Genomic DNA, 23,807 nt, shown 5'->3' with positions numbered 1-23,807 from the left:
ATTATAAGCATGATGCAGCTCATAAAGTCGAACTTCATTGAACGCAGTTCCGTCATCTTCTGTGATGTACTTGCTGACATGGCATTCCATGACTTCCCTATCGTGCTTCCCCAAGGTTCTGCGCTATCCAGCACCATCATCTCGTTGGAGCAAGAACTCTTGGAATCCAGCCAACGCCATAGCCAGGAGCAATTGCAGCGGCGCTTGCATCCTCGGTTCGCCGAGGTGGGAGCCAGCGGGCGAGTCTATGATCGCGAGGCCATCATTGCCCAGCTGGCCCGGGAGCCGGCACGGGATGCCGGGGCGTTGAAAGTCGAAAGCCCGGTGGCTCTCCAGCTTTCAGACCAGCTGGTGCTGCTGCGCTGGAAGCTGCTCGCCGGTTCCCCCAGCGAACGCAGTTCACTGTGGATCCATGAGCAGGGCCGCTGGCAGCTGCTCTTCCACAAGGGCACGGCCGCCGCTCATCCGCAGCCATCTGCAGGACCGAAGGAAACCGTGCATGCCGACGGTGAATTCACGGTGCGCCGGCTGCGCCTTTCGGATGCCGAAGCGGTCTTCGAGGCATTCTCCTCGAACCCCGACATGTTGCGCCAAGGCGACGCCGATTCCCCGCAAAAGGCTGAGTCGTATGTGCGCGCACTGCTGGAGGCCGGGGAACGCCAGCAGGCGATGGCCGTCGCATATCGGGATCGGCTGGTGGGACTGGTGTGCGGTACGGTCGACCCGGCCAATCGGAACGCGTGGATTTGGTATTGGATGAACCAGAATTACCGGGGCCGATCGCTGGCCACCCGCGCCGTGGCAACCTTGGTGGATTACCTGTTCGACGAGCTGGGACTGTACCGCTTGGAGCTGGGCTTGCGGGCAAATAATCCCGGGTCGAAGCATGTGGCAGAAAGCAACGGCTTCCTGCACGAAGGTGTCGAGCGGGGCAAATTCCTGGTTGCCGGAGAACGCATCGATGTGCACACCTACGCGCGGTTGCGTACCGATGGCGGCTCTGCGGTCATGCCCTTGCCGTGGGGCACGCAGCAGTAGCTTGGCGGGCATCAAAAAAGTCGCGGAATCCGGTTTTGGATTCCGCGACTTCTTATCTGTCCCTCAGGTTTTGTGATGCGTGGTTAGATGCCTGGGTTCGATGCCGGTGGCGTCGAGTCCGGGCCATTGGTGGCCTGTTGGGCCTCCATCTTTTTCAGCGTGCGGGCCGCAGCATCACGACCGCCGAGGCCAAAGGCCAGAGCCGCTGCCAATGCTGCGCCAATGACGATTGCGCCGAAGGCCATGTTGATGATCGAATCGGCGATACCCATGTACTTCAGGCCCATCGCCACGAACAGCGCAATTGCCGTGTAGCGGATGATCTTCGAAGCAGTAGTGTCACCCAAGAAGCGGCCAATCACATTGGCGATGACGAAACCTGCGGCGATAATTGCTGCGCCGAAGAGGATCTTGCCGCCCAAGGCCAGGATCTCATTGAGGATATTGGTGATCGCTGGGAAGTTCAGCATCTGGGCCGCCATCACACCGAAGAACAGCACGATAGCAATCTTGACGATGCCAGCGATGATTCCCGAAGCGCTCTTGCCCTCGGGAACTACGCCCCACTGGGCAACAACAGTGTCGGTACCCACGCCGTGGAGGGTGGATTCAAGTAGCTGCCCGACGAACTTGGCAATCAGGATACCCACGGCCAAGAGCGCCAAGGCCATGATGACCTGCGGGATTGCGGTGAAGACCAGCTGCAGCATCTGCTGGGCAGGTACCGAAATTGCCGCGATGCCCAGAACCTGCAGGGCTGATATTGCGACGACTAGCAGGATCAAGGCGAAGACGATGTTGGCAATGATGTCAACGATCTTCGCTTGGGATTCGCGAGACTGAACTTCATCTACTGGTTCGTTGCCTGGGGTGACCTTGCGGACCAGTCCGCTAAAATCGACAGTTCCCAAACCGGTCCTCAGCAGCTGGCGAACGATATTCGCGATGACGTAGCCAATGAAGAAGATGAAGCCCGCACCGATGAGGTTGGGGATGAAGGCCATGACGCCGCCGAGCATGCCCTGCACCGGCGATAGCACTTCGGATAGAGCGAAGACCTGCAGGATTGCCACGAGGCCGAAGAGCCAGACAATCAACCCCGCGACCTTGCCCAGGGATTGGCCTATTTGTTCTCCGTCATTGCCCTGCTTTTGCAGGAACTTCACCCTGTTCACCAGTTTGGCGGCAGCCCAACGAATTATGCGTGCAACTAGCCACGTAATGATGAGGATGATTAGCGCGATGCCAACCTTTTGTAGCATCGACGCCCAGTCGATATTGCCTAAAACGTTCTCAGACTGCATTGCTGCTCCTTCAACGTAGGGACAGTCCGACCCTACGATGAAGGTTCTCCGCTGACTAGGGCAAAGACCCATGCTCCCAGCTTGAATCATTGGACTTTCACAGCTCGAATTGCGAAAAGCTGACTATATCCCGATGTATTCAACGAATTCCGAACAATAAGACCTTGCCGACAACTGATCCACGCAATGTTAGAAAGTTCGCGGTTGCGTCCAAACCCGTGAATTGCCATGGAAGCTATTGCGGATTCAGCCATTGACCTTTATTCATCCGGGAATTGCCGGAAGTCCCGCTACCTAGTTGATGACTTCGCTCCGCACGGAAGCGCCCAGTTCAACGGTGCGGGAGACGGTGCAGTATTTGTCATGCGAAAGCTTGACGATGCGCTCCACCATGCTGGCTGCCTTGCGGCCTTCCTCGGTATCGGGGAACTTCAAATCGAAACCAAGATGGATGTCCTCCATCCGGCTCGCCGAGTTCTCAGAGACCTTGTAGCCGCCCGCTTTGACTTCGAATTTCTCAGGCTCGCTTCTCCTGGTGGTCGCCACATCAACATCAATTGCGGAACATCCTGCGATGGCAGCAAGCAGCAACTCCACCGGGGTTAGCAATCCTTCGCCCTGGCCGAATTCTAGGCTGGCTCCCGATTCGAGGCTAGTGGCCCTGTACTTGCGTGCCTCGACGCGTTCGATGCTGACTTCACGGATCTCACGGCTATTTTCACTCATGAAACTATCGTGCCACGATCCAGGCTGAAGACTACACGTGGCGCAATACGACTCGTTGCGGCGACGATGCAGATTCCCCGGGCACAGGCACGAATCCGCAGTCGCCAAAGAACGCAATGGCAGGCTGGCGCTGGCAATCGAGATGAACGCTGATCCCGGGAATGCTGGCGATGATTTCATCCAGCAGGATGCGGCCCACACCCTTCTGGCGATCAGTGTGCCTCACCCAGAGCAGTTCGATGCGTGTACTGCTCCATGCCGCAAAGCCAACAATGCGTCGACCATGCTGGGCAATCCTGACTGAGACCGATTGGCTATAGACAGCTTCCAGGGCGACGGCCACCGCATCAATATCAGCAGCCGAGAGGAAGTCTCCCCGGCGTTCCACCGAACTGCGCCAAATGTCGAGCAGGTCAGGCACTTCATCCACGCTCGACAGCTCGCGCAGCAGGAGAGTCTCTTCCATGCCATATTCCTTCATGCTCAAGCGAATCCGTACTTGCTGATTCGAAATGTAGCCGGGTGCCAGCGATTCCTCAAGTTTTCATGGATCGTTGCGGCACACCAGCATGCGGATTTTCCCCGGCTCAAGCCGGCTCGTTCATGCGGCCCGTGCGGTGGGCCCAGTCCCGCAATTCGGCCGCGGCCTGCTCGGGCTGCTCAAGGTGCACGTTATGCCCTGCAGAATCAAGCACGCGGATCCTCATCGAGGGGTACCGGCGCGATAGCTGCTCGGGATCCCGGTATCCGGTGATGTGGTCTTGTTTCCCGCACAGGATGGTTACCGGAATATCCAGCTGGCGTTTACGCTCCACGGGCAGAGGATCCAGGAAGTAGCGCTTGGATAGCTTGGCCATCGAGCGCAAGTTCGCGCAGTCCAGCCCGGGCAGCACCCACTGCGCGAAGCTCTGCCACGCCTGCTGCGATTGCACCACGGCAATATCGGAGAATTGCTGTGCTTGGCGGGGATCTATCCGGGCCAGCAGCCCGGGATCCTCTACGACTACCTGCGCTTCGGGCACAGTGCGCCGCGAGGCATCGGGAAAGACCACTGGGGCCAGGAGGAATAGTCCTTGGGCCTGGCCGGGAAACCTGTCGGCCATCTCCTGGCAGAGCAAGGCGCCAAGAGAGTTGCCCAGCAGTGCGAACGGCCCCTCTCCCGCGGTTTGCCTGATCAGTTCCTCCAACCAGTTTGCAAGTTCTGGCAGTCCCCCGGGGTTCCCTAGCGGTGGACAGGTTCCGAAGCCGGGCAAGTCGACGTAGTGCAAGTCGAAGATCTGCGCGTTGGCCAGCTCTGCTTCCAGCGGCTTGAGGATACGGTGGTCTACCCCGTTGCCATGCACCATGAACAACGGGATCCTGCTCTTTGGGGCTACTCGCATTTCACCGTGCTCTTCTCCTGTGCCTCGCGCTGGCTCGCAGCGTAGCTGATCATCCATTGGCCAGCTACGTAGGTGAGCATAATCCAGAATCCCATTCCGGGGACATCGATATCCGCAAATGAGCGCAGCGCGATCAAGGAATCGGAGAGGAAGAATATTGCGCCGCCGAAGCCTGCGATCGGACCCAGCCCGGTACTGAGGATGGCCATCATCATCAATGCCAAGCCATAGATGATCACCGGGGCGAGCAGCACTCCTGCACCGGGTGAGCAGAGGACCAGCAGCAGGGCAAATGCGGCAAGATAAGGAAGCGGCATCCACCAATGGCGCAGTATCGAGGATTTCCAGTATCTTGCCAGAGCGGCGATGTAGAAGAACTGCGCAACCAGGAATGCGCTAACCATGGCCAGGAATGCAGAATCGCCGTCCATGAACCGGGGCAAGGTGTCACCAACCCAGGAGAAGAAAAGGGCTATGAGCACCAACCGGATCAGTGTGCCACGCGGCGAGGTGGTGAGGGCGAGAACCGTTCCTGCCAACAGCGGCATCAGCAGGATCTGCGTGGCGTCCGCCAGCAGCCCCGAAGGCCAGAACAGTTGTGCCAGCAAATGGGTGGCAGTTGCGAGCAGGAGCGCCAGAGCCGCGATCCCGCGGCGTGACTGCCCCGGGATCACCGCAACGGTGTGCTCATTGCCTAGGTGTGGTTGCACTTTCTTCCTTGGGTAGTGCCGATAATTGCGCCCGGCGGCCCCGGGGCGTTGCCGGATCCGTCACCGGTTGGAAGCCGACGGGGCCAGGACGCAGAATTCATTGCCCGAGCGGTCCTGGAATACCCGCCATGGCAGCGTACCCCACGGAGGGTCCAGTTCCTTGCCGCCCAATGCGCAGATGATCCCCAACGCGTCCTCCATGCTCTCGGCCTGTTCTAGACGCAGGTCCAGATGGATCGCATTCTTCCCCGCAGTCTTGGGCGAAGCTTCCCGGACAAGGACCAGCCGCGGGCCCGCGCCTGATGGATGAGCCAGAACCGCTGGAGACCGCGCAACGATGTCCCAGCCCAGCAGCTGCTTCCAGAATTCTGCATCTCCAGCCGGGTCAATGCAGGCCAGTTGCAGGGCTTCAAGCACCAAGCCGCTTGCGTCCTGGTCGTGGGCACGGAGCAGAAATTCGTTACCTGCGGCATCGAGCCTGGACTCCATGGCATCCGGGTGCCCGTCGCCAAGGCGTTCGCTGAAATGGGTGCCGGATCCGAGGATCAGGTGCACGCGCTGTTGAGCACGGTCCGGGTCCCGGACAGCGGGGAAGCACAAATCCAGGTATCTCGGTCCGGCCAACTGCAGCCGGGTTTCATAGCCGTCGGCGTTATCGGTCAGCATCTGGCATTTGAGCAGGACCTCCCAGAATTCCCCTTGCTGTTTCGGGCTTTCGGCATCGAAGACGATATTTTCCCAGTACATGTTTCCAGCCTACCGCTGGGGTGATGCCGGTCACTTCGCGCATTCGTTGAACCGGTCAATAATATCCACATATGGAAATTGATTATCGTTGACTTAGGCAATAGAAACAGGAATTCTTTTCGCAGGATTTTCACTAGAATTAGTTGCAATGCCATTTTCTAACACTATGATGACATGCTCGAATTTGAACAAGTCGTTTATTTTAGTGGCATTAATTGCAATTCCAAGATCCTCCTGGCGGAAATTGGAGCATTTTCCGCCGGCATTATGTTGCCATGAGCAACACGGATTTTCCCCACCTGATGTCAGAAGGCCGGATCGGGCCTATGAGCACCGCCAACCGCATTGTCCTTCCCGCTATGGACATGAACGTTTCCGAAGGCGGTGAAATCGAGCAGTCGGAAATCGACCACTATGTCGCGCGTGCCGCCGGCGGAGCCGGACTTGTCATCACCGGCGCATGCGCTATCGCCTTCCCTTACGGAGCGGCCTCGATGAAAGAACCGGGACTGTCAGAGGACAAATACGTCCCGGGCATCAAGGCACTGGCCGACGCCATCCACGCTGCAGGCTCCAAGCTGTGCATCCAGTCCACCCACCATGGCAAGGTAGCGCGCGTAGACACCGCCAACGGACGTCCAGTCATGGCGCCGAACAAGCCGGACTACAGCTACTCCATGAGCGCGCTGGCCGACTGCACCCCCGAGGAACTCGCGAAGATGGGTGCTGCCACCAAGGGCAAGCAAGCCAGCTACCACGAGATGGCCCAAGAGGACATCGACTGGCTGATCGCCGCATGGGCCGACGCGGCAGAACGCGTAGCCAAGGGCGGAGCAGACGCCATCGAGATCCACGCGGCGCACGGATACATCCTTGGCGTCTTCTTGAACCAGCGCGATAATCTGCGCACCGACCAGTACGGCGGCTCGCTGGAGAACCGTGCCCGCCTGGCCTGCCAGGTCATCGCCGCCGTCAAGGAACGTGTGGGAGATTCCTTGGCGATCCTGGTGCGCGTAGCCGGAGAGGAATACGGCCAGGAAGGCGCGTTGAGCCTTGCCGAATCCATCGAGGCGTCCAAGATGTTCGAAGCCGCAGGCGCTGACGGCATCCACGTGACCGGTTGGGGACGCAACCCCTTCGACAACTTCACCGACGGGCCGCTGCCGAACAAGGTCGGGGCCTACCTGGAGAATGCCGCAGAGATCAAGAAGCATGTTTCCATTCCGGTGATCGCCGCGGGCCGCATGCTCCCGGACATTTCCGAGAAGGCGATCGCCCAGAACAAGGTGGACTTCGCTGCCATGGGACGCCAGCTGCTGGCCGACCCGGAGCTTCCCAACAAGCTGCGCGACGGAAAGCTTGACCAGGTGCGCCCATGCATCAATTGCTACCTGTGCGTGGCGGAGAACTTCTTCGATGACACCCCGTTCTGCGCAGTGAACCCGGCACTGGGTAACGAGAAGCTGCTGCCGTTGAAGCCGGCAAGCGCCTCGAAGCATGTGGTTGTCGTTGGCGCGGGCCCTGCGGGCATGGAGAGCGCACGCGTGCTCACCGAGCGCGGGCACCGGGTGACCATCGTCGACAAGGCCGACCGCTTGGGCGGAACCATGTGGTTCTCCACCATGACCACCCCGGATAACGAGCGCCTGCTGCGCTGGTTGAAATCCGAGCTCAAGCGCCTGCGGGTTGCGGTGAAGCTCAATACCCCAGCCACCGCGGAAACCATCCGCGAGCTGAACCCCGACCACGTCATTGTCGCTACCGGCGCCGTGCGCCCGAAGCCGGACATGCCAGGCGGCGACCTGCCCAACGTGCAGACCGGCGACACCCTGCGCGCCATGATGCTGGGTACCGCTACAGCCGAGGAAGCCGGACTGGTGCTGAGCACCATGGGCAAGCTCGGACGGCTCTCGGGCTTGACCAAGTCCCCGGAATTCGTCCGCCAGTTCACCAAGTTCTGGCTGCCGATGGGCAAGGACGTTGTAGTCATCGGCGGCTCGCTGGTGGGACTGGAACTGGCCGAGTTCCTGGCCGAGCGCGGCCGCAACGTCACTCTGGTCCATGAGAGCCAGCAGCTGGGCTTGCCGCTGGCCATGCCGCGCCGCTGGACCGCCGTCAAGGAGAATCTCGCGCATGGCGTCAAGATCCACCGCAATGTCTCGGTCACCCGCATCACCGAGAAGACCGTGGAATGGACCGAAGGCGAAGAGCAGTTCAGCGCCCCGGCCGACATGGTCATCTACGCCGATGGCACCACCAGTGCCGCGCCGGTAGCCGATCAGTTGCGCGGTGCCGGATTCAGCGTCGATGTCATCGGCGATGCCAGTGCGGTCAACTACATCCACGGTGCCGTGCATTCGGCGTGGAAGGCCACCGCCAACCTGTAGTCCGATGCAACTTGCACGCCCATAGGCAGCGGGCCAGCAGCATCCGGCGGATGCTGCTGGCCCGCTGCCTGTCGCGAACCCTTGTCCCATGGCAGGCCCAGTGCTTGAATGGGGCAATGGGCCTTAGAATGCTTACCCCCGCCGCGGCGCAGGTTGCCGACCTCGTCGATGAGCTCGCCCGCTGGCAACGCGATGGCCTGCCCCTGCAGCTGCATCCCGGGGATGTGGGCTGGTACGCAATGCGGGGACTGGAAATCACTGCGCAAAGCCTGCGGGTCTGGGCGGATCGCGAATCGATTTATGCCATTGGCCTGCTCGATGGCCCGGATCTCATGCGAATGGCCCTGCATCCGGACTACGTCGGCATCCAGCCGCTGGCCGAGCAGATCCACACCGACCTCCTCTCGCCGCAACAGCGGATCTTCCCTTCCTCATCCGCCAGCATCGAAGCCCGCGGCGCGACGGCCTTGGGCCAGGTCCTGCAGGCCAACGGGTGGGTTCCGGGCGAAGCATGGACTCCCTTGCGCCGTTCGCTGGACACTCCGGTGCATCTGCCGGAGCTTACCTTTCGGCGGGTCGATTCCGCCCAAGCCAGCCAATGGATGGAAGTCCACCTCAATGCCTTTCGCGGCGCCGATTTCTCAGCAGAAGACTTGGCGCGTGCGGTGCAGCGCTGGCATACCATGGCCAGTACTCCCATCTATGCCCAGGGGCAATGCCTGACCGCCTATGACAGCGACATGAACCCGCTGGCTGTCGCAGCGGTCTGGTCTGCTGGTCCCGGACGGCCAGGGCTGCTGGAGCCCATAGCGGTGCATCCGGCATCCCGCGGCCAAGGGTACGGCACGGCGATCAGCCTGGCGGCCGCTGCAGAGCTGCGATCCATGGGAGCATCCAGCGCCTTGGTATGCACTGCCAGCGACAACACTGCCGCCGTTGCCACCTATCTCGCCGCCGAATTCATTGCCGATAACGAATCCTGCGACTGGCATCGCGGGAAGAACGAGGAATCATGAAAGTCTCCGAGCTCCTGTCAGACTTGGCCCAGCGGACAATTGACGCGGTACGCGCGCTTCCGCAGCTGGGCAGTGAACAGCTCAACGCGCACCCGGGCAACCACCCCAACTCCATTGCATGGCTTCTATGGCATTCAGGGCGCGAAGCAGATATCCAGCTCTCGGCGCTGAGCGGTCAGCCTGAACTCTGGGAGCAGTTCCGGGACCGCTTCAATTTGGGCGAGCTCGGCGATTCGATGGGCTTCGGGCACAGCGCCGAGCAGGCTCGCTCGATCATCGTCAACGACCAGCAGCTGCTCCTGGACTATTTGGAGGCGTGCTTTTCCGCGCTCGGCGGCTACGCCTCAAGACTGCGCGAGGAAGAACTCGACGAAATCATTGATCGAAGCTGGGACCCGGCGGTTACCCGTGGGGTGCGCTTGGTATCGATCATTGACGACGCCTCGGTCCATGTCGGGCAGGCTGCCTATGCCGCTGGCGCCTTGGGCTAGGCTGCAGGCAGGCTTTTGGCCCTCTTGGCGATCCACCAGAAGATCACCAGCTGGAGCACCAGTACGATAGCCGAGATGCCGGCATCGCCCCATCCCATCGAATACCCAGCCTGCAAGGTCCCGATTCCACTGGCTACTGGGTAGAACAGCGGCCACAACACCGCGAGGTTGCGCATCATGGCAAAGGCAATCGCGAACAAGATCGCGAAAGCACCGAATCCTGCTGCAGCTGCCGCCGGAACCGAACCGAGGTGCTGAACCATAAAGCCGAGGCCAGTCAGCGCAATAGCTGGCAACCATCCGAAAGCGCGTTCCCACCGCAGATACAACCATCCAAAGACAAAGAACGGTTCCCACAAGGCCAAGAAGTTCGCCGCCAGATGGCTTGCGATATCGGCGCCACTGGCGTTGGCCAAGGTGACCAGCTGGTAGGCGGACCCGGCACCCAGCACCAGGGAAATAGCGAGGGATGCCAGCAGGAGTTTTCTCGTGATCCCCACCCCTGCAAGAGTCTCTCGGCGCCGGTGCAGCACCGTCCAGAGAGGGACAAAGGTTCCGAAGACCAAGATGCCGAGCCATAGAAAAAGGCTATTAATCGCGGTCCCCGCGTAGTAGCACAGGGAAAACGCCAGCAACGTGGCCAAGGCAATGAGCGTATCGGCTTCAGGTCGCCACGCGAATGCACTCCGACGGTGGCCCATGGCTGTTTCAGATCGAGCAGAAAAAGCATTCATGTTGACGTGCCTCGGTGCCGTGGGTTGGTTTAGCTGGCTCCGTCCGAGAATAGCAGTTCCTCAACCGTCCGATCATAAAAAGCATGAACAGATACGGAATTGAAACAAAATACTACTTGCAAATATTGCAACTAGTTGCAAAGATTGAGGCATGAGCCAAGATTCCAGTTCATCCACCCCGCTATCGCCCGGCAAGGCGCAGCAACTGCTAGGCTCGGTCCCCCACCGCCCCCGCCGAGAACTCAAGGCCGTCGATCATGCGATAGCGATCTTGGTCGTTGCCGCATCATTGGCGGCAGGACTGCTGGCGCTGTCCGGATACGGATGGATCGCCGTAGCGCCAGCAATCATTGCCTTATTGTCAGCGAATCACTGGTTCTCTGCGCGGCAACGCCGCATCAATGAACCGCGTTATCGCGGTGCCCGCACGATCCTGGTCCTTTTTGCCACCTGGTTGTTCCTGCCTATTTGGCGAAGCATCGTCCATCATGAAACCGCACCTTGGCCTGAAGCACTGCTGCTGGCAGGCCTCGCACCGGTGCTGTGGCTTGGCTACTACCTCTTCCTGTTAATTCGGCGCTGAGCTCCATGAATTACCAAGAACTTGATCCCTTGCTTCTGGCGCCCAAAAGATTCGTTACGCTGGCGCATCTGAGCCAGGTCGAACGGGCGGATTTCGCTGGACTCCAAGCAGCCACGGGGCTGTCCACCGCCGACCTTTCAAAGATCCTCAAGGATCTGGAAAATCGTGAACTAATCCACCTGTCAAAGGAACGCAAAGACCGCTACGGCATCACCCTCGTGTGCCTGTCGGAGACTGGCCAGCGCACCTTCAAGAAACTGATGAAAACTCTCAACCGTATTGCGGGAGAATAGTGCAGGGCACCTGATGCCTTCACGCTTCAAGGAAAGAACTCATGAAACTCGTTATTATCGGTGGCAACAGCGGAACCGGCGCTGCGCTGGCTGAACTCGCGCGCCAGGCATCCCATGAAGTTACCGTCGTCTCGCGAAGCGGTTCCCGCACCGCGCATGGGCAAATAATTCAGCTCAACGGCGATGCTTCTGATCCTGAATTCGCGGTGCAGGCGATTGCCGGCGCCGACGCCGTAGCTATCACCGTGGGTGGCAGCAAGGGAAAGAAAAATGCCCGCACTAGCGTGACTCGCAGTGTTGTCCACGCGATGCAGGCGAACGGTCCCCAGCGCCGGTTGATCCAGTCTTCCCTGGGCGCCGGAAACTCCGGTTCGCAACTTCCCGGCGTCATCGGTTTCCTCTCCAAAATGCTATTGGCCAAGCCTTTGGCCGACCACACCGAGCAGGAAAAGCTAGTGGAAGATTCTGGCTTGGATTGGAGCATTGTGCGCCCCACCGGATTGGGCAGCAAGCCTGCCCTCGGCAAGTGGACCGCACTGCAAGTTGGTGAACCAGGCCGGCTGGGTGGAAGCATTACGCGTGATGATCTTGCCGCGTTCATGCTCGAAACACTTCAAAGCAACCAGAGCATCAGCAAGGCCTACGGCATCAGCAACTAGTTCGGCTGCGGAAAGCCAGGGGCCCTTGACACCCGTTTGGTGCGGGCCAGTCCCGGCAATGCCGGAGCCTGCCGCCAAGGCGAAATGCCCTGGCGGCAGATTTTCCAACTATTCACAGAACACAAATGTCCTGAGAGGTACCGGGCTGTGCCCGGGTTGCCGTTCCTTGATGCAACCCGCGTGTGGCCGTCGCCCGCCTGGCGCGCACTGCCTGATCCGCGGAAGGCCTAGAGCCAAGCTCCGAGCTGCTTGCCGGACATCTCCGCCAACCACATTTGCCACAGCGGTCCGAAGCTCACGCGACGAACCCCTAGCTCACGCAAGGCTCCGAGGTCACCGGCGGGGTGCGCGTTGACTGGGTGGGCCGTCACGTTCACCGGAATGCTGACTGCTCGCACGGCCTGAGCAACCTGATCGGCATTGGCCAGGGCCACCGGATACACGCTACGCGCACCAGCCTGCTCCATCAGCTTGATGCGCTCGATTGCCTCGCCCAGCGGGTCTGCGAACTTATCGGCCAGCTTCACTGCATCGGTGCGTCCGTTGATCACGAATTCGATGCCTGCTGCATCTGCTGCTTGGCGGACGCCGTTAATGTAGTCCGCATGCTCATGGCGTTCACGGACACGGCCGCCTTCACGGTGGAGAACATCTTCGATATTCACGCCGACAGCGCCCGCTGCCGCAACGCGTTCGAAGAGTTCCTTCGGATCCAGGCCGTAGCCGGATTCAACGTCAGCGCTGACCGGCACATCGACACTGCTGGTGATTCGCTGAACCGCGGCCAGATAGTCTGCGAAGTCCATCTTCTCGCCATCTTCACTGCCCAAGGCATCGGCGACGGGGTGGCTTCCGACAGTCAGCGAGGCGAAGCCAGCGGATGCCGCGATGTTGGCGCTGAAGGCATCCCACACGGTTGGCATGACCAGCAGTTCACCTGAGGCGTGCTGCTTGGCGAGGTTCTGGGCGAGAGCTGAAATTTCAGTCAAGGATATCTCCTAGAGTCGTGACGGGATCCACCCAGTCTACGGCTCGGAGTCCACGATGGAAACAACTGGAAGATGAACTCCCAGGATTCGGCATGAGCGCTGGAACCAGGCATCATTTCAATCCTATTGCTACTTGCCAGGTAGCGGTTTAACCATGATCAAGCAGGGCGTCCCAGCTCCCCAGAGGCTAGTTTCCTCCAGGGGAAGGAAGCCCTGCTTTTCATAGAATCGCCGAGTTTTCGCGTAGCCGGCATCCGGGTGCGAAGGACCCAGGGTCTTGACCTGCAAGAGCTGCACTCCGCCGGCGAGCGCCTCGGCTTCAATGGCTGCGCACAAAGCCGAACCGATTCCACCGCCGTGGTATCCACGGTCGACCACCATCAGATGGATCTCAACGGAGTGGTGGTAGTGCCGTTCTGCCAAGAGCACACCGAGCACTGCGCCTTGGGCATTGCGAACGGTCCAGGTTTCCTTGGTCCGCGCGGACTGGATGTACTCTGCGTTTGATTCAGGTTGGCCAAACCATTCAGGAACGGTGGCAAGCAACCGCGCAACGTCGTCTGGCACGGGATGGTCCCTGGTTGCTGCAAAGCTGGATTGTTCCACGATGGCTCCTGACCGGATAGTACTTGCGCTAGCTAGATGGGGTCATGATTTCCAGACGATTCCCGAAACCGTCGCGGGCATGGAACCGCAGATATCCTTCAAAGGTTTCGCGCTCTGCCCAAGACAGTTCATAGCCCATGGAATCGATACGGCCAGCGAGGGTTTCCCACTCCTCTACCGAGTTGCAGACCATTCCAGGATGCGCTTTCTTGGCTGGAATGAATGGATCGTCTATGCCCAGATGGATTTCCGCCACAACGGCATCTGCGTTGAAAGCGCGGAACCAGCAACCTCCCCTGCCGGCAAGGGAAGGCGGCTTGGGGACTTCGCTTAGGCCCAGGGCTTCGCCGTAGAACCGGCGGGCTTCAGCTTCCTGGCCGCGTGGCATCGGCAACTGAACGTGATGGAGTCTCATCTGGGCCTTCCTCGTCGCTGTTGCTGCCAATATACCTGCAAGGAGACTGCCCAGGGCTAGGTTCGGCCAATATTGAAGATCAGGGTTTCAGCCCGTGCTGCGTCACTGTCTGGATCTTCAACCCGGCGTCCTTCCAGCTTGAATCCGGTCTTTTCAAGGACTCGGATGGAAGCTGCGTTTCTCGCATCGCAGGTTGCACTGATCCGTTCCAAACCAAGATCCTCGAATCCCCGACGGAGCAGGAGTCCAGCGGTTTCGGTGGCGTATCCGTTTCCCCAGTATTCTCGATTCAGGGTGTAGCCGATCTCCCCTGCCTTGGCTTTCCGGTCGGTGACCCACACCGACGCTGAACCGATGAGAACATCACCGAGCATGACCGCCTGCAGGACCCTATGCGGTTGCTCGAGCAGTGCATCGGCGAGAAATTCCCGGGTGTCGGCCAGTTGGTTGGGTCCCCATGTCGAGTACTGGCACACCACTGGGTCAGCGGCAAAGGCATGGATTGCAGGCAAGTCCTGCGGTTGAAAATCAGCCAAGCGTATTCCGTGCCCAGCGGCACTCCTGCCGCTGGCTGCCTGAGCATCGCGCATTATTTCTCCTTTGCAGGGCAACGCCAGTCTATGTGTTGGGGCGGACCCTATCGGGCTGGCGGGGTTCAAGTCCAAGCATGTTGCGCAGCTGTTAAGCGGTGTTGAGATTCGTTGCGTTTTTTGGAATCGTGGCACCCACATGCCCTGAACTTGGTATGTCCTCAACCGGAAGGAGAGCCTCGTGCTCGCACTGACCGACCAAGCAGCATCGATCGTGACCGCGATCGTCACCAACCAGGCCGAGGAAGAAACCGCTGGTCTGCGCATCATGCAGGCAGACAGCACCCACCCGGAAGATGCCGCTTTCGGCCTGCAGATTGTCCCCGCTCCCGAAAGCACCGACGGCGTCGTGGCTTCCGAAGGCAGCCCAGTCTACGTGGATGAAGCGATTGCCGACGCTTTGGAGGGCAAAGTACTCGACGCGGCGGTGGATGAGCAGGGTGGCGTAAGCTTCCAGCTCCTTGAGCAGGGCTAATTCTGCACCCTGCCCTTTAACTTTGGCTGCGGGGGCCGTCCTTCGGGACGGCCCCCGCAGTTCGTTAACAATCTCCCTGCACCGGTACGCTGGACGGATCATATTTGCAGGCCAGATGCCCCGCACCCTTGTATATTGCGACGCAGTGCGTCATCGTTCAACTAAGGGAAAGGGGAAAGCAGTGGAAACGCGCGCGGTACGCAAACATGAGTGGGCGACGATTCCGAACGCCATCACGATTATTCGCTTTCTCCTGGTGGTTCCCATCGTCGGCTATTTGCTGGCCGATACCGAACCGGCACTGACAGCGGTTCTGCTTCTCGCCTTCGGCCTGAGCGACTGGGTTGACGGGTTTATTGCCCGCAAGTTCAATCAGGTTTCGCATCTGGGCGTCCTGCTGGATCCCATAGCTGATCGTTTGGGCATCGTGGCTATCGCGATCGCCCTGGTGGCCAATGGGGCGATCCCCTTATGGGTTGGCCTGGCCATTTTCATCACCGACCTGATCCTGCTGTGCACCTATTTCTTCTTGCGCCTGGGCTCCCCGCCAGCTTCCACGTGGCTGGGAAAGATCCGCACCGCCATCATGATGCTGGGGCTGGCCTGCGTGGCGTGTGGCAGGATCCCCGATTTTTCGGTGCTGGCAACACCGGGCGTAGCCATTTTGACTGCCGGTACGGTGCTGCATTTATTTGTCGGGTTCGGCTATCTGCGCATCATGCGTGCTTCTGCCAAAGAGCAAGCTGCATCGGCCAGCTAGTCGCGGTTTTCCTGCTGCATTGCTCCGGCCAGGAGCGTCAGTTCGGGTATTCGCGGCTTCCACAAGGCTGCCCGGCAGGCAGTCAGTTCCCTGAGCTGCGTTGAGGCCAGCTCTTCAAGTGCCCGGATATAGTCGGGAACAATTTCGCGTGGCAGCCGCAACCCCATGGTCAGGTGCGGGGTCCACCGCGGTCCCCGCCCATCGGGATTCAGCGCGCTGATTTCCCGGGCTGCCATTTCCAAGGCATCCGTGGTTTCCAGCAGCCACGCAACCGTCTGCTTGCGCTTCGTGCCAAAGACAATAGTGCCCACCCGTTGGAAGCTCGCGGGGATGAGCGCAGGCAGTAATTCTGCCGCCCGCTGCGTCACGACCTCGCTCATGCTGGGCGAAAAGGTAATGGTGATATGCGGAGTCTGGTGTTGCGCGGGGAAGCCGCGCATCTCCAACTGGGCAAAGACCTCCTGTACTTGCTGCTCCTGCTCTGCTGGAAGGTGCAGCAAAATGTTGTCCGGGGACCTACTCATCAAGGTTCTCCTTCCTCATGCTGGTGATCGGGCGCGACCACGTGCGCGCCCATGACTGCTTGTCCCCCACCGCGTAGGTGCTGATTTCTCCGGTCGGCGCATAACCAAGGCTCTTCCAGAACGGTTCAACTTCAGCAGCATTGGCATCGACTATCGAAATCCGGCAGGCGGTGATCAACGGATGATCCTGGATCACATCGAGCACCGCTTCATGGATCTGCTTCCCCAGGCCCCGTCCGTGCCTGGCACCATCGACCATGAGCAATCCGATGTGGACCGTATCTGGTCTGGGCCAGCCGACGATCAGATCCGCGAATCCGGCCAGTTCTTCGCCTTCCCATAGGCCAAGATCAATTTTCTGCTCGGATTGCGCCTTCGGCGGCAGGGCGCTCAATGCCTGAATTGCGGCATCGGATGCAGGCCCGGCACCGGTGACACGTTGCGAATATCCCGGGTTGCTTTCCATCAGCCGTTGCAGGCAAGCTGAATGCTCGATGGAAAGCACGGTAACCGGCAACTTGGAAGGTTGCCTATCCATGAGCAGTCTCCCCGGCCACTTTCCTGATCGCTTCCGCTTCGAAGATCATCAGGGGTTGTTCTCCGTTGAAGCGGTTCTTCTGCCAGTCACCCCAAATTGCGCGAACTTTGAACCCTGCGGCAACTAGATCTGCACTGATCTGCTCGGCGCTGCGGAAAGCCAGGTCCAGCTTTTCGACCAGTACTTCCTGCGAGTGCTCAATCTTGGCATAGGATGTCAAGCGCACGAGTCCCGCACTGGTTTCTTCCGCATCGCTCCACTCGGTCAGCGGACCGAATTGCGTGTCCCGGGTTGCGGTTTCTTCGTCATTCCATTGCTCCCAGGCGCGAGTCGACGGGTTCCTGCTTTCAAAGGCCAGCACGGCCCCGGTCGCCGCGGCAGCGCGGAGTTGTTTCAGGGTTTGCGCCCACTGCGGATCCGGGATGTGCTGGGCTACGTTGCCGGTCATCACCATCAGGTCAAACGGCCCGCCGTCGATTGCCGAAGCGTCGCCGTCAATCCATGTGACTCGCTCAGCGTTGGGCCGTTGTCTGGCGTAGTCCATCATTACCGGTGAGGGGTCAACTCCAACGACAGTTCTTTGCGCAATGGCAAGCGTAACCGTCAAAAGGCCGGTGCCGGAGCCGAGATCCAGAATCCGGTGCGCTTTGGTTTCAGCCGCTAAGGCACGGTAATAGTCATGATCCGGTCCGTCGGGATTATCCGTATCGTAGAGCGCAATGATTCGTGGATCGTAGTCAGCGAAGCTCACTTGGGCCTGTTCCGTTCTCAAAATTTCCGTCGAGGTGCAGTGTGCTCCATCAATTCTTGCATTGCCTAGGTGCAGCCCGCCCATTGGCAAGTACTTCCATCAGGCGTGTTCAATTCGCCGGACACCACGCCGAGTACTCGCGCCAACACCGAGGGCACCGCGCTCCTGCTTTGACCTTCCAGGACTCCAGCCTTGGCAAAGCGCGGAACCGAATTGGCTGCCTTCTATGCCCTGTCTCCACCTGGCAGCACCCGGAATCACGCCACGAGTTGACCGCGGCCTTGGGCACCGCAGGTCCAGCGGAGGCCGGATGAGTCCCGGCAATGGTTGCAGGCTTCCCGAAGCAAAAACGATCAGACGGTCTTGTGCCCGTGACTCGGCGACGTTTAGCAGGTCCGGGTTGGGGTCGCTGAACCTGGACTGGGCGCTAATCCGGTCGCAGGCAATTTCCCGGCTCGCTTCGCCCGCGCATCCGTTTTCCATTCTGGAGCATATTCTCCAGCCAAGCCGCGCCTATCGGTAGCGAATTTGGAGCTAGTGGCATTTTCCCAAGCCAAGCGTGGCAATTGTGACCTAGACAACCGTTGATGAATTGGGCATTGTTGGTTCAGCAGACGTTTCCTGTCAAAAACTTCCTGGAGGAGCCCATGCCCGAGGCCTACATCATCGATGCGCTGCGTACACCTGTCGGACGCCGGGGAAAGTCTCTGGCGCATATGCATCCGCTGGACCTCGCCGCCGCGCCGCTGGCCGAACTGGTGAACCGCAACAACATTGATTCCGAGCAATACGACGAGATCATCCTCGGCTGCATCGACCAGCTGGGACCCCAGGCCATGGACATCGCCCGCAACGCATGGTTGGCCGCCGGCCTTTCCGAACACGTCCCCGGGACAACGGTAGAACGCCAGTGCGGCTCCGGGCAGCAGGCGATCTCCTACGCGGCCCAAGCAGTCATGAGCGGAAGCAGCGACCTCGTGGTTGCCGGTGGCGTCCAGTCCATGTCGAGCATTCCCCTGTCCTATTCCAACTCCGCCGCCAAGGACTTCGGCTTCCCCGATCCCTACACCGGCTCCACGCTGTGGGCGTCCCGCTACGGCGAGCAGGAAATCTCGCAGTTCCGCGGCGCAGAGATGATGGCAGAACGCTGGAGCCTCACCCGCACCCAGCTAGAGGACTTCGCTGCGGCCTCCCATGAGCGGGCATTGAACGCCCAGGCGCAAGGATACTTCGACCGCGAGATCCTTGCTTTGGATTCCCTGGCTGCAGATGAGGGGCCACGCCCCGTGGACCGTGCCAAGATGCAGTCATTGGCACCGATTGCCGAAGGCGGCGCGCATACGGCAGCCACAGCATCGCAGATGTCTGACGGCGCCGCGATGCTGCTCATTGCTTCCGAGGCCGCGGTCAAACGCTATGGGCTGAAACCCCGCGCCCGCATCCACCACATCTCGGCCCGAGGCGATGACCCGGTCATGATGCTTTCGGCCCCGATCCGCGCCACCAAGCATGCCCTGGCACGCGCCGGGATGGGCATCGAAGACATGGACCGCATTGAAATCAATGAGGCCTTCGCCGCGGTAGTGCTTGCCTGGCAGCAGGAAACCGGCGCCGACATGTCCAAGGTCAACGTCAATGGCGGCGCCATCGCCCTGGGCCACCCCATCGGTGCCACCGGTGCACGGCTGATGACCTCCTTGCTCCATGAGCTGGAACGCAGCGATACCCGCTTCGGCCTGCAGACCATGTGCGAGGGCGGCGGCCAAGCCAACGTCACCATCATCGAACGCCTCTAGCTACCCGCACCCGCCGCAAAGGAAACTACCATGAGTGCATTGCGAGCCACCTCGGCGATGAATTCCGATGACCAGAACACCATTGGCGCGCTGCTGCGCCGCTCGGTGGCCCGCTGCCCCGCGGACAATGCTCTGGCCTTCGGGGAACGGAACTGGACCTACAGCCAGCTGGCCGACGGGGTGAATCGGGTGACTGCCCGGTTGCGGCAGGCCTGCCGGCCGGTTCGCGAGTTGCTGCCTATGCAGCGACCAGCGACGCCTATGCCATCTTGTTCCTCGCCTGCGCCAGTGCCGGGTTGGTCCACGTGCCGGTGAACTTCGCACTCAGGGGCGACGAGTTGCGCTACCTGCTGCACGATTCCGGGGCCGCACTGGTCATCGCCGATGAGTCCCGCCTCGAACTGGTCCAGGAACTGCGCGATGCCGGCGGCCTGCAGGCAGTCAAGGATGTTTGGCCGCTGCTGCCCGGAACCGGAAACAGCACCAGCGTGCTGGAAACGGCGATGGATGAAAGCGTGGAGGCCGCGCCGCCTGGAGCTGCGGTGGCCGGCACGGATCTGGCCCAGCTGCTCTATACCTCCGGAACCACCTCGGCACCCAAGGGCGCAATGATGACCCATTCGGCGCTGGTGGCCCAGTACGTCTCAGCCATTATCGCCCTGGATCTGGAGGGCACGGACCGGCCCCTGATCGCGATGCCGCTCTACCACTCGGCGGCCATGCACGTGTTCCTGCTTCCCTATCTGTCATTGGGTGCCAGCATCCGCTTGCTCGCCAAACCCGATATCGGCGAAATCCTGGAACGCGTCGAATCCGAACGCATCGGCTCGCTGTTCTTGGCGCCCACCGTCTGGGTGCCTCTGAGCAATCACCCGGATCTGGACACCCGCGACCTGGGCTCGCTGGCCAAGGCGCAGTACGGTGCCTCGATCATGCCGGTAACCGTGCTGGCCCGCTTGCGCGACCGCTATCCGCAGATCGGGTTCTACAACTGCTTTGGCCAGTCCGAGCTCGGCCCGTTGTGCACGGTGCTGCGCCCCGAGGAGCACGATGCACGCCCCGCGTCCTGCGGCCGCCCGGTGTTCTTCATCGAAGCGCGCGTGATGACCGCCGAGGGGAAGCTCGCCGATGCCGGTGAGCCCGGAGAGATCCAATACCGTTCTGCACAGGTCATGAGCGGCTACTGGAACAAGCCGGCGGAAACCGAGCAGGCATTTGCCGACGGCTGGTTCCGCTCCGGGGACCAAGTGGTCAAGGACCAGGGCGGCTACATCCAGGTGGTGGATCGCATCAAGGACGTCATCAATACCGGTGGGGTGCTGGTAGCCCCGCGCGAAGTGGAGGACTGCATCTACGAATTGCCCGAAATTGCGGAAGTCGCGGTGGTGGGCATCGATGATGAACGCTGGATCGAGGCGGTGACCGCGGTCATTGTGCTCAAGGCCGGCGCCACGCTCACCGCCGAAGAGGTGCGCGAGCACGTCAAGTCCAAGCTGGCGCACTACAAGGTTCCCAAGCGGGTGGACTTTGCCGCACAGCTGCCCCGCAACCAATCGGGCAAATTGCTCAAGCGCCAGCTGCGTGCCGAACGCAACAAGACTTCGGGCGGCACCCATTGACCCGGGACCCATGGGCACCCTACGACCTGGCCTCGGCTTTGGACATCGATTATCTATCCGCTTTCGATGCTGCCACCGACGAGGATCGCAAGCATTGGGCCCGCGCCCGGCACTACGGAGTAGAGATCCTGCCCAGCATCAACCAGCATTGGGAGAACGCGCATTATCCGCTGGATCTGGTTCGCCGCATGGGCGAACTCGATTTGTTCACCGACGGTCTTCGGATTCCAGGCCACGCCCACTTCTCCCCGCTGGCCGCGGGCCTAGTGGCCATGGAGCTTTCGCGCGCAGACGGTTCGATGGCCGCGGCCGCCGCGGTGCAGGGCGGCCTGGTGCTGCGCAGCCTGAAATTCTTCGGCAGCCCCGAACAGCAGGAGAAGTATCTGGAACCCGTGGCCTCCGGTGAGCTGCTCGGTGGTTTCGCCCTCAGCGAGCCGCATCATGGCTCGGACTCTGTTGGCCTGGATTCCAGTGCCCGGCGCGACGGGGATCACTGGATCATCAATGGCCATAAGAAATGGATCGGCAATGGAGCCGCCGGAGGCATCACCATTGTGTGGGCACGCGACGTCGCCGACTCCCGGGTCAAGGGGTTCATTCTCGACCAGCAGGCCCCTGGCTACGAGGCTTCCCCGGTGCGCGGCAAGGGCGTGCTTCGCGCGATCGAACAGGCAGAGATCCGGCTCACGGACGTTCGCGTTCCTGAATCCGCCAGGCTCACCGGGGCCGGCGCATTCAAGGATGTCTCGCGGGCACTGGTTGAAACCCGGGTGAATGTTGGCTGGTCGGCGCTAGGCCATGCCCAGTTCGTCTTCGAAGCGGCCCTGCAGTACGCCAAGCAGCGCACGCAGTTCGGCAAACCCCTGGGCGCGCACCAGATGGTGCAGGAACGGCTGGCGCAGATGCTCGCCGAAATCACCAATATGCAGTTGCAGTGCATGGCCGTGGCCGGTGCCCAGGCTGCCGGCCGGTTGAAAGACACGCAAGCTTCGCTGCTGAAGTACCACAACACCCGGGCTGCCCGCCGGGTGGCAGCCACCGCCCGCGACCTGCTCGGCGGCAATGGAATCTTGCTGGAAAATCACGTGATTCGCCATTTCGGCGATATCGAAGCCTTGCATACTTATGAGGGAACCGAGTCTGTGCAGGCATTGATCCTCGGCAGGGATCTGACCGGATTCAGTGCCTTCGGCTAGTTTCGCGGAGTACGATAACAACGAATTACCGAATCCACGGGGCCAACGCCCGAAGGGATGCCCATGCCATACCTTGTTGATTTCAAAGACGTATCCACCCAGGGTCTTGAGACTTCGCCTGTTGCTGACGCGCTGGCAGGCTTGCGCGCCAACGAAGCGCGCTATCTGAAGAACAAGTTCAACCACGACTTTGCCGTGGAGCAAGCAGACGACGCTAGGGAAGCCATAGCTTGGGTGCACACGATTCTGGCGCAGGAACGCGACTTGCACATCGCATCGAAGCCATTGCAGGCAGCTGTGTTCGAGGCGGATGGCGCCAAGCGCGCCTATGTCTTCTACGAGTCCGGCTTATCCATCAATGTTCTCTACGGCCTGGATCCCGGCGAGAAGCGCGCAGTGGGCTTCAAGCTTTCCGATGGCATGGCTGTGCCCAGCGAGCTGGAAGGGAAGTTCAAGTTCGCTCGCCAGAAGTCCAAGCTTGCAGGGACCATCCGCGGCTCGTACTTCGTGATCAAGAACGAATACTGACATTTCGCCCATTCCGCCGCTGCCCTCAGTCACGTGCCGGCCATGAGGTCATTTAGTGCTCTGGCTTCATGCGCCGCGTTTTCCTGGTTCCTTCGCGTTATCCGGCAGCTGCGCGTAGGCATCCTTGGCAGCTTCGAGAAGGAAATCGGCAGGCCACAGTTCTTGCAGTTCTGCAGGGAACGCAATGTCCTTGATTGCCGCACCGTTCCCATGAGCCGAACCCAGGGTCGCGGCGAGCAGCTCGAAGCAGTGCATTTGCCGAACGACGAATTCCCGGTCGACGGGCTCTCCATGGCCTGGAACAATGACGTCTCCCGGCTGGATGCGCGCTAGCAGGGATTGGAGCACCACAGGCCACTTCATCGGATAGGCGCCCGAGCCGAACATCGGTGGACCAGACTGCTCGATGATGTCGCCAAGGAACCATGCCTTGGCATCAGGAATATGGATCGCAAGGTCGGTGTCGGTATGCCCGGCACCCAGCGGGATCAGTTCAACTTCCCGTCCGCCTAGATTTGCCGTGCAGGGTTCGGCCAGCAAGTGGCTAGGCGGCGTCAGCGTTACACCGCCCCAATTCATTTCAGGTTCGAGTTCCGGCGAGCGCTGCACCATTTCAAGCCGGGGCTTCTCGAACTGCTCGAAGTGCGCGGGGATCCGGTGATGGCCGTAAATCGGGATTCCCCGCTGGGCAAAGAGCTGGTTGCCGAAGGTGTGGTCATAATGCGCGTGGGTGTTGATCACGGCAACGATTGGCAGTCCGAATTGCGTTGTGGCTTCGTCAAGGATTTCTTGTGCTTCGGGTGCGTTGTTGCGGGTATCGATGATCGCCACGCCTTGCCCGCCGAGCACCGCGCCCACGGTAATATCCAACGGATCATATCTGCGCTGGAATACTCCCTCGGCAACGTGCTTCCAGGGTCCTTCAGCCATCTTTTCCCCTCGTGCCAGCC

At 60.5% G+C, this 23,807-nt stretch carries 27 protein-coding genes and 1 pseudogene; 13 read left to right on the top strand and 15 right to left on the bottom strand.

The window, feature by feature from the left end; genetic code table 11:
* The first annotated feature begins 9 nt into the window (after nucleotides 1-9).
* Nucleotides 10-1,038: a GNAT family N-acetyltransferase gene (locus tag EDF61_RS07460; RefSeq protein ID WP_133833687.1), complete on the top strand. Its 1,029-nt coding sequence runs from the start codon at nucleotides 10-12 to the stop codon at nucleotides 1,036-1,038.
* An 83-nt stretch (nucleotides 1,039-1,121) separates the two neighbouring features.
* Here the strand turns inward: EDF61_RS07460 and EDF61_RS07455 are convergent, their stop codons facing one another.
* From EDF61_RS07455 to EDF61_RS07430, 6 genes are all read right to left on the bottom strand, one after another.
* Complete coding sequence (locus EDF61_RS07455; protein WP_133833686.1) at nucleotides 1,122-2,342, bottom strand: mechanosensitive ion channel; 1,221 nt, start codon at nucleotides 2,340-2,342, stop codon at nucleotides 1,122-1,124.
* A 294-nt stretch (nucleotides 2,343-2,636) separates the two neighbouring features.
* Complete coding sequence (locus EDF61_RS07450; protein ID WP_105657548.1) at nucleotides 2,637-3,068, bottom strand: OsmC family protein; 432 nt, start codon at nucleotides 3,066-3,068, stop codon at nucleotides 2,637-2,639.
* Between the two features lie 31 nt (nucleotides 3,069-3,099).
* A complete protein-coding gene (locus EDF61_RS07445) occupies nucleotides 3,100-3,534 on the bottom strand; it encodes a GNAT family N-acetyltransferase (RefSeq protein WP_166650724.1) in 435 nt (144 codons plus the stop codon).
* Between the two features lie 121 nt (nucleotides 3,535-3,655).
* The gene (locus tag EDF61_RS07440; RefSeq protein ID WP_166650723.1) at nucleotides 3,656-4,450 is read right to left on the bottom strand and encodes an alpha/beta fold hydrolase; all 795 of its coding nucleotides are present in this window, start codon (nucleotides 4,448-4,450) and stop codon (nucleotides 3,656-3,658) included.
* The gene (locus tag EDF61_RS07435) at nucleotides 4,441-5,160 is read right to left on the bottom strand and encodes a lysoplasmalogenase (protein ID WP_208294235.1); all 720 of its coding nucleotides are present in this window, start codon (nucleotides 5,158-5,160) and stop codon (nucleotides 4,441-4,443) included. Before EDF61_RS07435 ends, EDF61_RS07440 begins: the two co-directional genes overlap by 10 nt.
* 60 nt (nucleotides 5,161-5,220) lie before the next feature.
* The gene (locus EDF61_RS07430) at nucleotides 5,221-5,907 is read right to left on the bottom strand and encodes a VOC family protein (RefSeq protein ID WP_133833683.1); all 687 of its coding nucleotides are present in this window, start codon (nucleotides 5,905-5,907) and stop codon (nucleotides 5,221-5,223) included.
* A gap of 275 nt (nucleotides 5,908-6,182) precedes the next feature.
* On the opposite strand from EDF61_RS07430, the gene EDF61_RS07425 reads away from it, so the two are divergent.
* The 3 genes from EDF61_RS07425 to EDF61_RS07415 all read left to right on the top strand — a co-directional run bounded on the left by EDF61_RS07425 (nucleotide 6,183) and on the right by EDF61_RS07415 (nucleotide 9,801).
* Nucleotides 6,183-8,294 carry an NAD(P)/FAD-dependent oxidoreductase gene (locus EDF61_RS07425; protein ID WP_208294234.1) on the top strand — a complete coding sequence of 704 codons (2,112 nt, stop codon included), beginning with the start codon at nucleotides 6,183-6,185 and terminating at the stop codon, nucleotides 8,292-8,294.
* A 116-nt stretch (nucleotides 8,295-8,410) separates the two neighbouring features.
* Nucleotides 8,411-9,310, top strand: coding sequence for a GNAT family N-acetyltransferase (locus EDF61_RS07420; RefSeq protein WP_166650722.1), 900 nt, complete (start codon nucleotides 8,411-8,413; stop codon nucleotides 9,308-9,310).
* Nucleotides 9,307-9,801, top strand: a complete 495-nt coding sequence (locus EDF61_RS07415) for a DinB family protein (protein WP_133833681.1) — start codon at nucleotides 9,307-9,309, stop codon at nucleotides 9,799-9,801. Before EDF61_RS07420 ends, EDF61_RS07415 begins: the two co-directional genes overlap by 4 nt.
* Here EDF61_RS07415 and EDF61_RS07410 read toward each other — a convergent pair.
* The gene (locus EDF61_RS07410) at nucleotides 9,798-10,535 is read right to left on the bottom strand and encodes a hypothetical protein (protein WP_133833680.1); all 738 of its coding nucleotides are present in this window, start codon (nucleotides 10,533-10,535) and stop codon (nucleotides 9,798-9,800) included. The genes EDF61_RS07415 and EDF61_RS07410 overlap by 4 nt on opposite strands.
* A gap of 151 nt (nucleotides 10,536-10,686) precedes the next feature.
* On the opposite strand from EDF61_RS07410, the gene EDF61_RS07405 reads away from it, so the two are divergent.
* Genes EDF61_RS07405 through EDF61_RS07395 form a run of 3 tightly spaced genes read left to right on the top strand, consistent with a single transcriptional unit; the run spans nucleotide 10,687 to nucleotide 12,070 of the window.
* Nucleotides 10,687-11,118, top strand: a complete 432-nt coding sequence (locus EDF61_RS07405) for a hypothetical protein (protein ID WP_133833679.1) — start codon at nucleotides 10,687-10,689, stop codon at nucleotides 11,116-11,118.
* A 5-nt stretch (nucleotides 11,119-11,123) separates the two neighbouring features.
* Nucleotides 11,124-11,411, top strand: a complete 288-nt coding sequence (locus EDF61_RS07400) for a transcriptional regulator (RefSeq protein WP_133833678.1) — start codon at nucleotides 11,124-11,126, stop codon at nucleotides 11,409-11,411.
* A gap of 41 nt (nucleotides 11,412-11,452) precedes the next feature.
* Nucleotides 11,453-12,070, top strand: coding sequence for an NAD(P)-dependent oxidoreductase (locus EDF61_RS07395; protein WP_133833677.1), 618 nt, complete (start codon nucleotides 11,453-11,455; stop codon nucleotides 12,068-12,070).
* A gap of 227 nt (nucleotides 12,071-12,297) precedes the next feature.
* Here the strand turns inward: EDF61_RS07395 and EDF61_RS07390 are convergent, their stop codons facing one another.
* From EDF61_RS07390 to EDF61_RS07375, 4 genes are all read right to left on the bottom strand, one after another.
* Nucleotides 12,298-13,059 (bottom strand): isocitrate lyase/PEP mutase family protein, encoded by a 762-nt coding sequence (locus EDF61_RS07390; protein ID WP_133833676.1) that lies wholly within the window; start codon nucleotides 13,057-13,059, stop codon nucleotides 12,298-12,300.
* Between the two features lie 129 nt (nucleotides 13,060-13,188).
* A complete protein-coding gene (locus EDF61_RS07385; RefSeq protein WP_133833675.1) occupies nucleotides 13,189-13,665 on the bottom strand; it encodes a GNAT family N-acetyltransferase in 477 nt (158 codons plus the stop codon).
* 28 nt (nucleotides 13,666-13,693) lie between these two features.
* Nucleotides 13,694-14,080 (bottom strand): VOC family protein, encoded by a 387-nt coding sequence (locus tag EDF61_RS07380; protein WP_133833674.1) that lies wholly within the window; start codon nucleotides 14,078-14,080, stop codon nucleotides 13,694-13,696.
* 56 nt (nucleotides 14,081-14,136) lie between these two features.
* Complete coding sequence (locus EDF61_RS07375; RefSeq protein WP_286172153.1) at nucleotides 14,137-14,616, bottom strand: GNAT family N-acetyltransferase; 480 nt, start codon at nucleotides 14,614-14,616, stop codon at nucleotides 14,137-14,139.
* A 235-nt stretch (nucleotides 14,617-14,851) separates the two neighbouring features.
* Between EDF61_RS07375 and EDF61_RS07370 the strand changes: the two genes are divergently transcribed.
* Both EDF61_RS07370 and EDF61_RS07365 read left to right on the top strand, forming a co-directional pair.
* Entirely contained in the window at nucleotides 14,852-15,145 is a 294-nt protein-coding gene (locus EDF61_RS07370; protein WP_105657563.1) for a Fe-S cluster assembly protein HesB, read from the top strand.
* Between the two features lie 181 nt (nucleotides 15,146-15,326).
* Nucleotides 15,327-15,905, top strand: a complete 579-nt coding sequence (locus tag EDF61_RS07365; protein ID WP_166650721.1) for a CDP-alcohol phosphatidyltransferase family protein — start codon at nucleotides 15,327-15,329, stop codon at nucleotides 15,903-15,905.
* Here EDF61_RS07365 and EDF61_RS07360 read toward each other — a convergent pair.
* Genes EDF61_RS07360 through EDF61_RS07350 form a run of 3 tightly spaced genes read right to left on the bottom strand, consistent with a single transcriptional unit; the run spans nucleotide 15,902 to nucleotide 17,718 of the window.
* A complete protein-coding gene (locus tag EDF61_RS07360) occupies nucleotides 15,902-16,429 on the bottom strand; it encodes a 2'-5' RNA ligase family protein (RefSeq protein WP_133833671.1) in 528 nt (175 codons plus the stop codon). The genes EDF61_RS07365 and EDF61_RS07360 overlap by 4 nt on opposite strands.
* Complete coding sequence (locus tag EDF61_RS07355; protein WP_133833670.1) at nucleotides 16,422-16,967, bottom strand: GNAT family N-acetyltransferase; 546 nt, start codon at nucleotides 16,965-16,967, stop codon at nucleotides 16,422-16,424. The genes EDF61_RS07360 and EDF61_RS07355 overlap by 8 nt, the downstream gene beginning before the upstream one ends.
* Entirely contained in the window at nucleotides 16,960-17,718 is a 759-nt protein-coding gene (locus tag EDF61_RS07350; protein WP_286172152.1) for a class I SAM-dependent methyltransferase, read from the bottom strand. The genes EDF61_RS07355 and EDF61_RS07350 overlap by 8 nt, the downstream gene beginning before the upstream one ends.
* A 647-nt stretch (nucleotides 17,719-18,365) precedes the next feature.
* Here EDF61_RS07350 and EDF61_RS07345 point away from each other — a divergent pair.
* From EDF61_RS07345 to EDF61_RS07330, 4 genes and pseudogenes are all read left to right on the top strand, one after another.
* Nucleotides 18,366-19,514, top strand: coding sequence for an acetyl-CoA C-acetyltransferase (locus EDF61_RS07345; RefSeq protein WP_133833668.1), 1,149 nt, complete (start codon nucleotides 18,366-18,368; stop codon nucleotides 19,512-19,514).
* 30 nt (nucleotides 19,515-19,544) lie between these two features.
* Nucleotides 19,545-21,133: pseudogene (locus EDF61_RS07340) on the top strand (fatty acyl-CoA synthetase).
* On the top strand, nucleotides 21,130-22,329 hold the full coding sequence (locus EDF61_RS07335; protein WP_133833667.1) for an acyl-CoA dehydrogenase family protein: 1,200 nt from the start codon (nucleotides 21,130-21,132) through the stop codon (nucleotides 22,327-22,329). The pseudogene EDF61_RS07340 and the gene EDF61_RS07335 overlap by 4 nt, the downstream one beginning before the upstream one ends.
* A 63-nt stretch (nucleotides 22,330-22,392) precedes the next feature.
* On the top strand, nucleotides 22,393-22,857 hold the full coding sequence (locus EDF61_RS07330; RefSeq protein WP_133833666.1) for a DUF8821 family protein: 465 nt from the start codon (nucleotides 22,393-22,395) through the stop codon (nucleotides 22,855-22,857).
* A 66-nt stretch (nucleotides 22,858-22,923) separates the two neighbouring features.
* Here EDF61_RS07330 and EDF61_RS07325 read toward each other — a convergent pair whose 3' ends face one another.
* Nucleotides 22,924-23,787: an MBL fold metallo-hydrolase gene (locus EDF61_RS07325; protein ID WP_133833665.1), complete on the bottom strand. Its 864-nt coding sequence runs from the start codon at nucleotides 23,785-23,787 to the stop codon at nucleotides 22,924-22,926.
* Between the last annotated feature and the right edge of the window lie 20 nt (nucleotides 23,788-23,807).

The sequence above is a fragment of the Arthrobacter sp. JUb115 genome, assembly GCF_004365035.1.
Classification (GTDB): Bacteria; Actinomycetota; Actinomycetes; order Actinomycetales; family Micrococcaceae; genus Glutamicibacter.
The sequence above is the reverse complement of the archived record's forward strand: the minus strand, read 5'-3'. Positions and strand labels throughout refer to the sequence as shown.

Bases quoted from the DNA above. Each gene is read 5' to 3' on its own strand.
- EDF61_RS07460 (WP_133833687.1), top strand. From the start codon at position 10: ATGATGCAGCTCATAAAGTCGAACTTCATTGAACGCAGTTCCGTCATC.
- EDF61_RS07455 (WP_133833686.1), bottom strand. From the start codon at position 2,342: ATGCAGTCTGAGAACGTTTTAGGCAATATCGACTGGGCGTCGATGCTA.
- EDF61_RS07450 (WP_105657548.1), bottom strand. From the start codon at position 3,068: ATGAGTGAAAATAGCCGTGAGATCCGTGAAGTCAGCATCGAACGCGTC.
- EDF61_RS07445 (WP_166650724.1), bottom strand. From the start codon at position 3,534: ATGGAAGAGACTCTCCTGCTGCGCGAGCTGTCGAGCGTGGATGAAGTG.
- EDF61_RS07440 (WP_166650723.1), bottom strand. From the start codon at position 4,450: ATGCGAGTAGCCCCAAAGAGCAGGATCCCGTTGTTCATGGTGCATGGC.
- EDF61_RS07430 (WP_133833683.1), bottom strand. From the start codon at position 5,907: ATGTACTGGGAAAATATCGTCTTCGATGCCGAAAGCCCGAAACAGCAA.
- EDF61_RS07425 (WP_208294234.1), top strand. From the start codon at position 6,183: ATGAGCAACACGGATTTTCCCCACCTGATGTCAGAAGGCCGGATCGGG.
- EDF61_RS07420 (WP_166650722.1), top strand. From the start codon at position 8,411: ATGGGCCTTAGAATGCTTACCCCCGCCGCGGCGCAGGTTGCCGACCTC.
- EDF61_RS07415 (WP_133833681.1), top strand. From the start codon at position 9,307: ATGAAAGTCTCCGAGCTCCTGTCAGACTTGGCCCAGCGGACAATTGAC.
- EDF61_RS07410 (WP_133833680.1), bottom strand. From the start codon at position 10,535: ATGAATGCTTTTTCTGCTCGATCTGAAACAGCCATGGGCCACCGTCGG.
- EDF61_RS07405 (WP_133833679.1), top strand. From the start codon at position 10,687: ATGAGCCAAGATTCCAGTTCATCCACCCCGCTATCGCCCGGCAAGGCG.
- EDF61_RS07400 (WP_133833678.1), top strand. From the start codon at position 11,124: ATGAATTACCAAGAACTTGATCCCTTGCTTCTGGCGCCCAAAAGATTC.
- EDF61_RS07395 (WP_133833677.1), top strand. From the start codon at position 11,453: ATGAAACTCGTTATTATCGGTGGCAACAGCGGAACCGGCGCTGCGCTG.
- EDF61_RS07380 (WP_133833674.1), bottom strand. From the start codon at position 14,080: ATGAGACTCCATCACGTTCAGTTGCCGATGCCACGCGGCCAGGAAGCT.
- EDF61_RS07360 (WP_133833671.1), bottom strand. From the start codon at position 16,429: ATGAGTAGGTCCCCGGACAACATTTTGCTGCACCTTCCAGCAGAGCAG.
- EDF61_RS07355 (WP_133833670.1), bottom strand. From the start codon at position 16,967: ATGGATAGGCAACCTTCCAAGTTGCCGGTTACCGTGCTTTCCATCGAG.
- EDF61_RS07345 (WP_133833668.1), top strand. From the start codon at position 18,366: ATGCCCGAGGCCTACATCATCGATGCGCTGCGTACACCTGTCGGACGC.
- EDF61_RS07330 (WP_133833666.1), top strand. From the start codon at position 22,393: ATGCCATACCTTGTTGATTTCAAAGACGTATCCACCCAGGGTCTTGAG.
- EDF61_RS07325 (WP_133833665.1), bottom strand. From the start codon at position 23,787: ATGGCTGAAGGACCCTGGAAGCACGTTGCCGAGGGAGTATTCCAGCGC.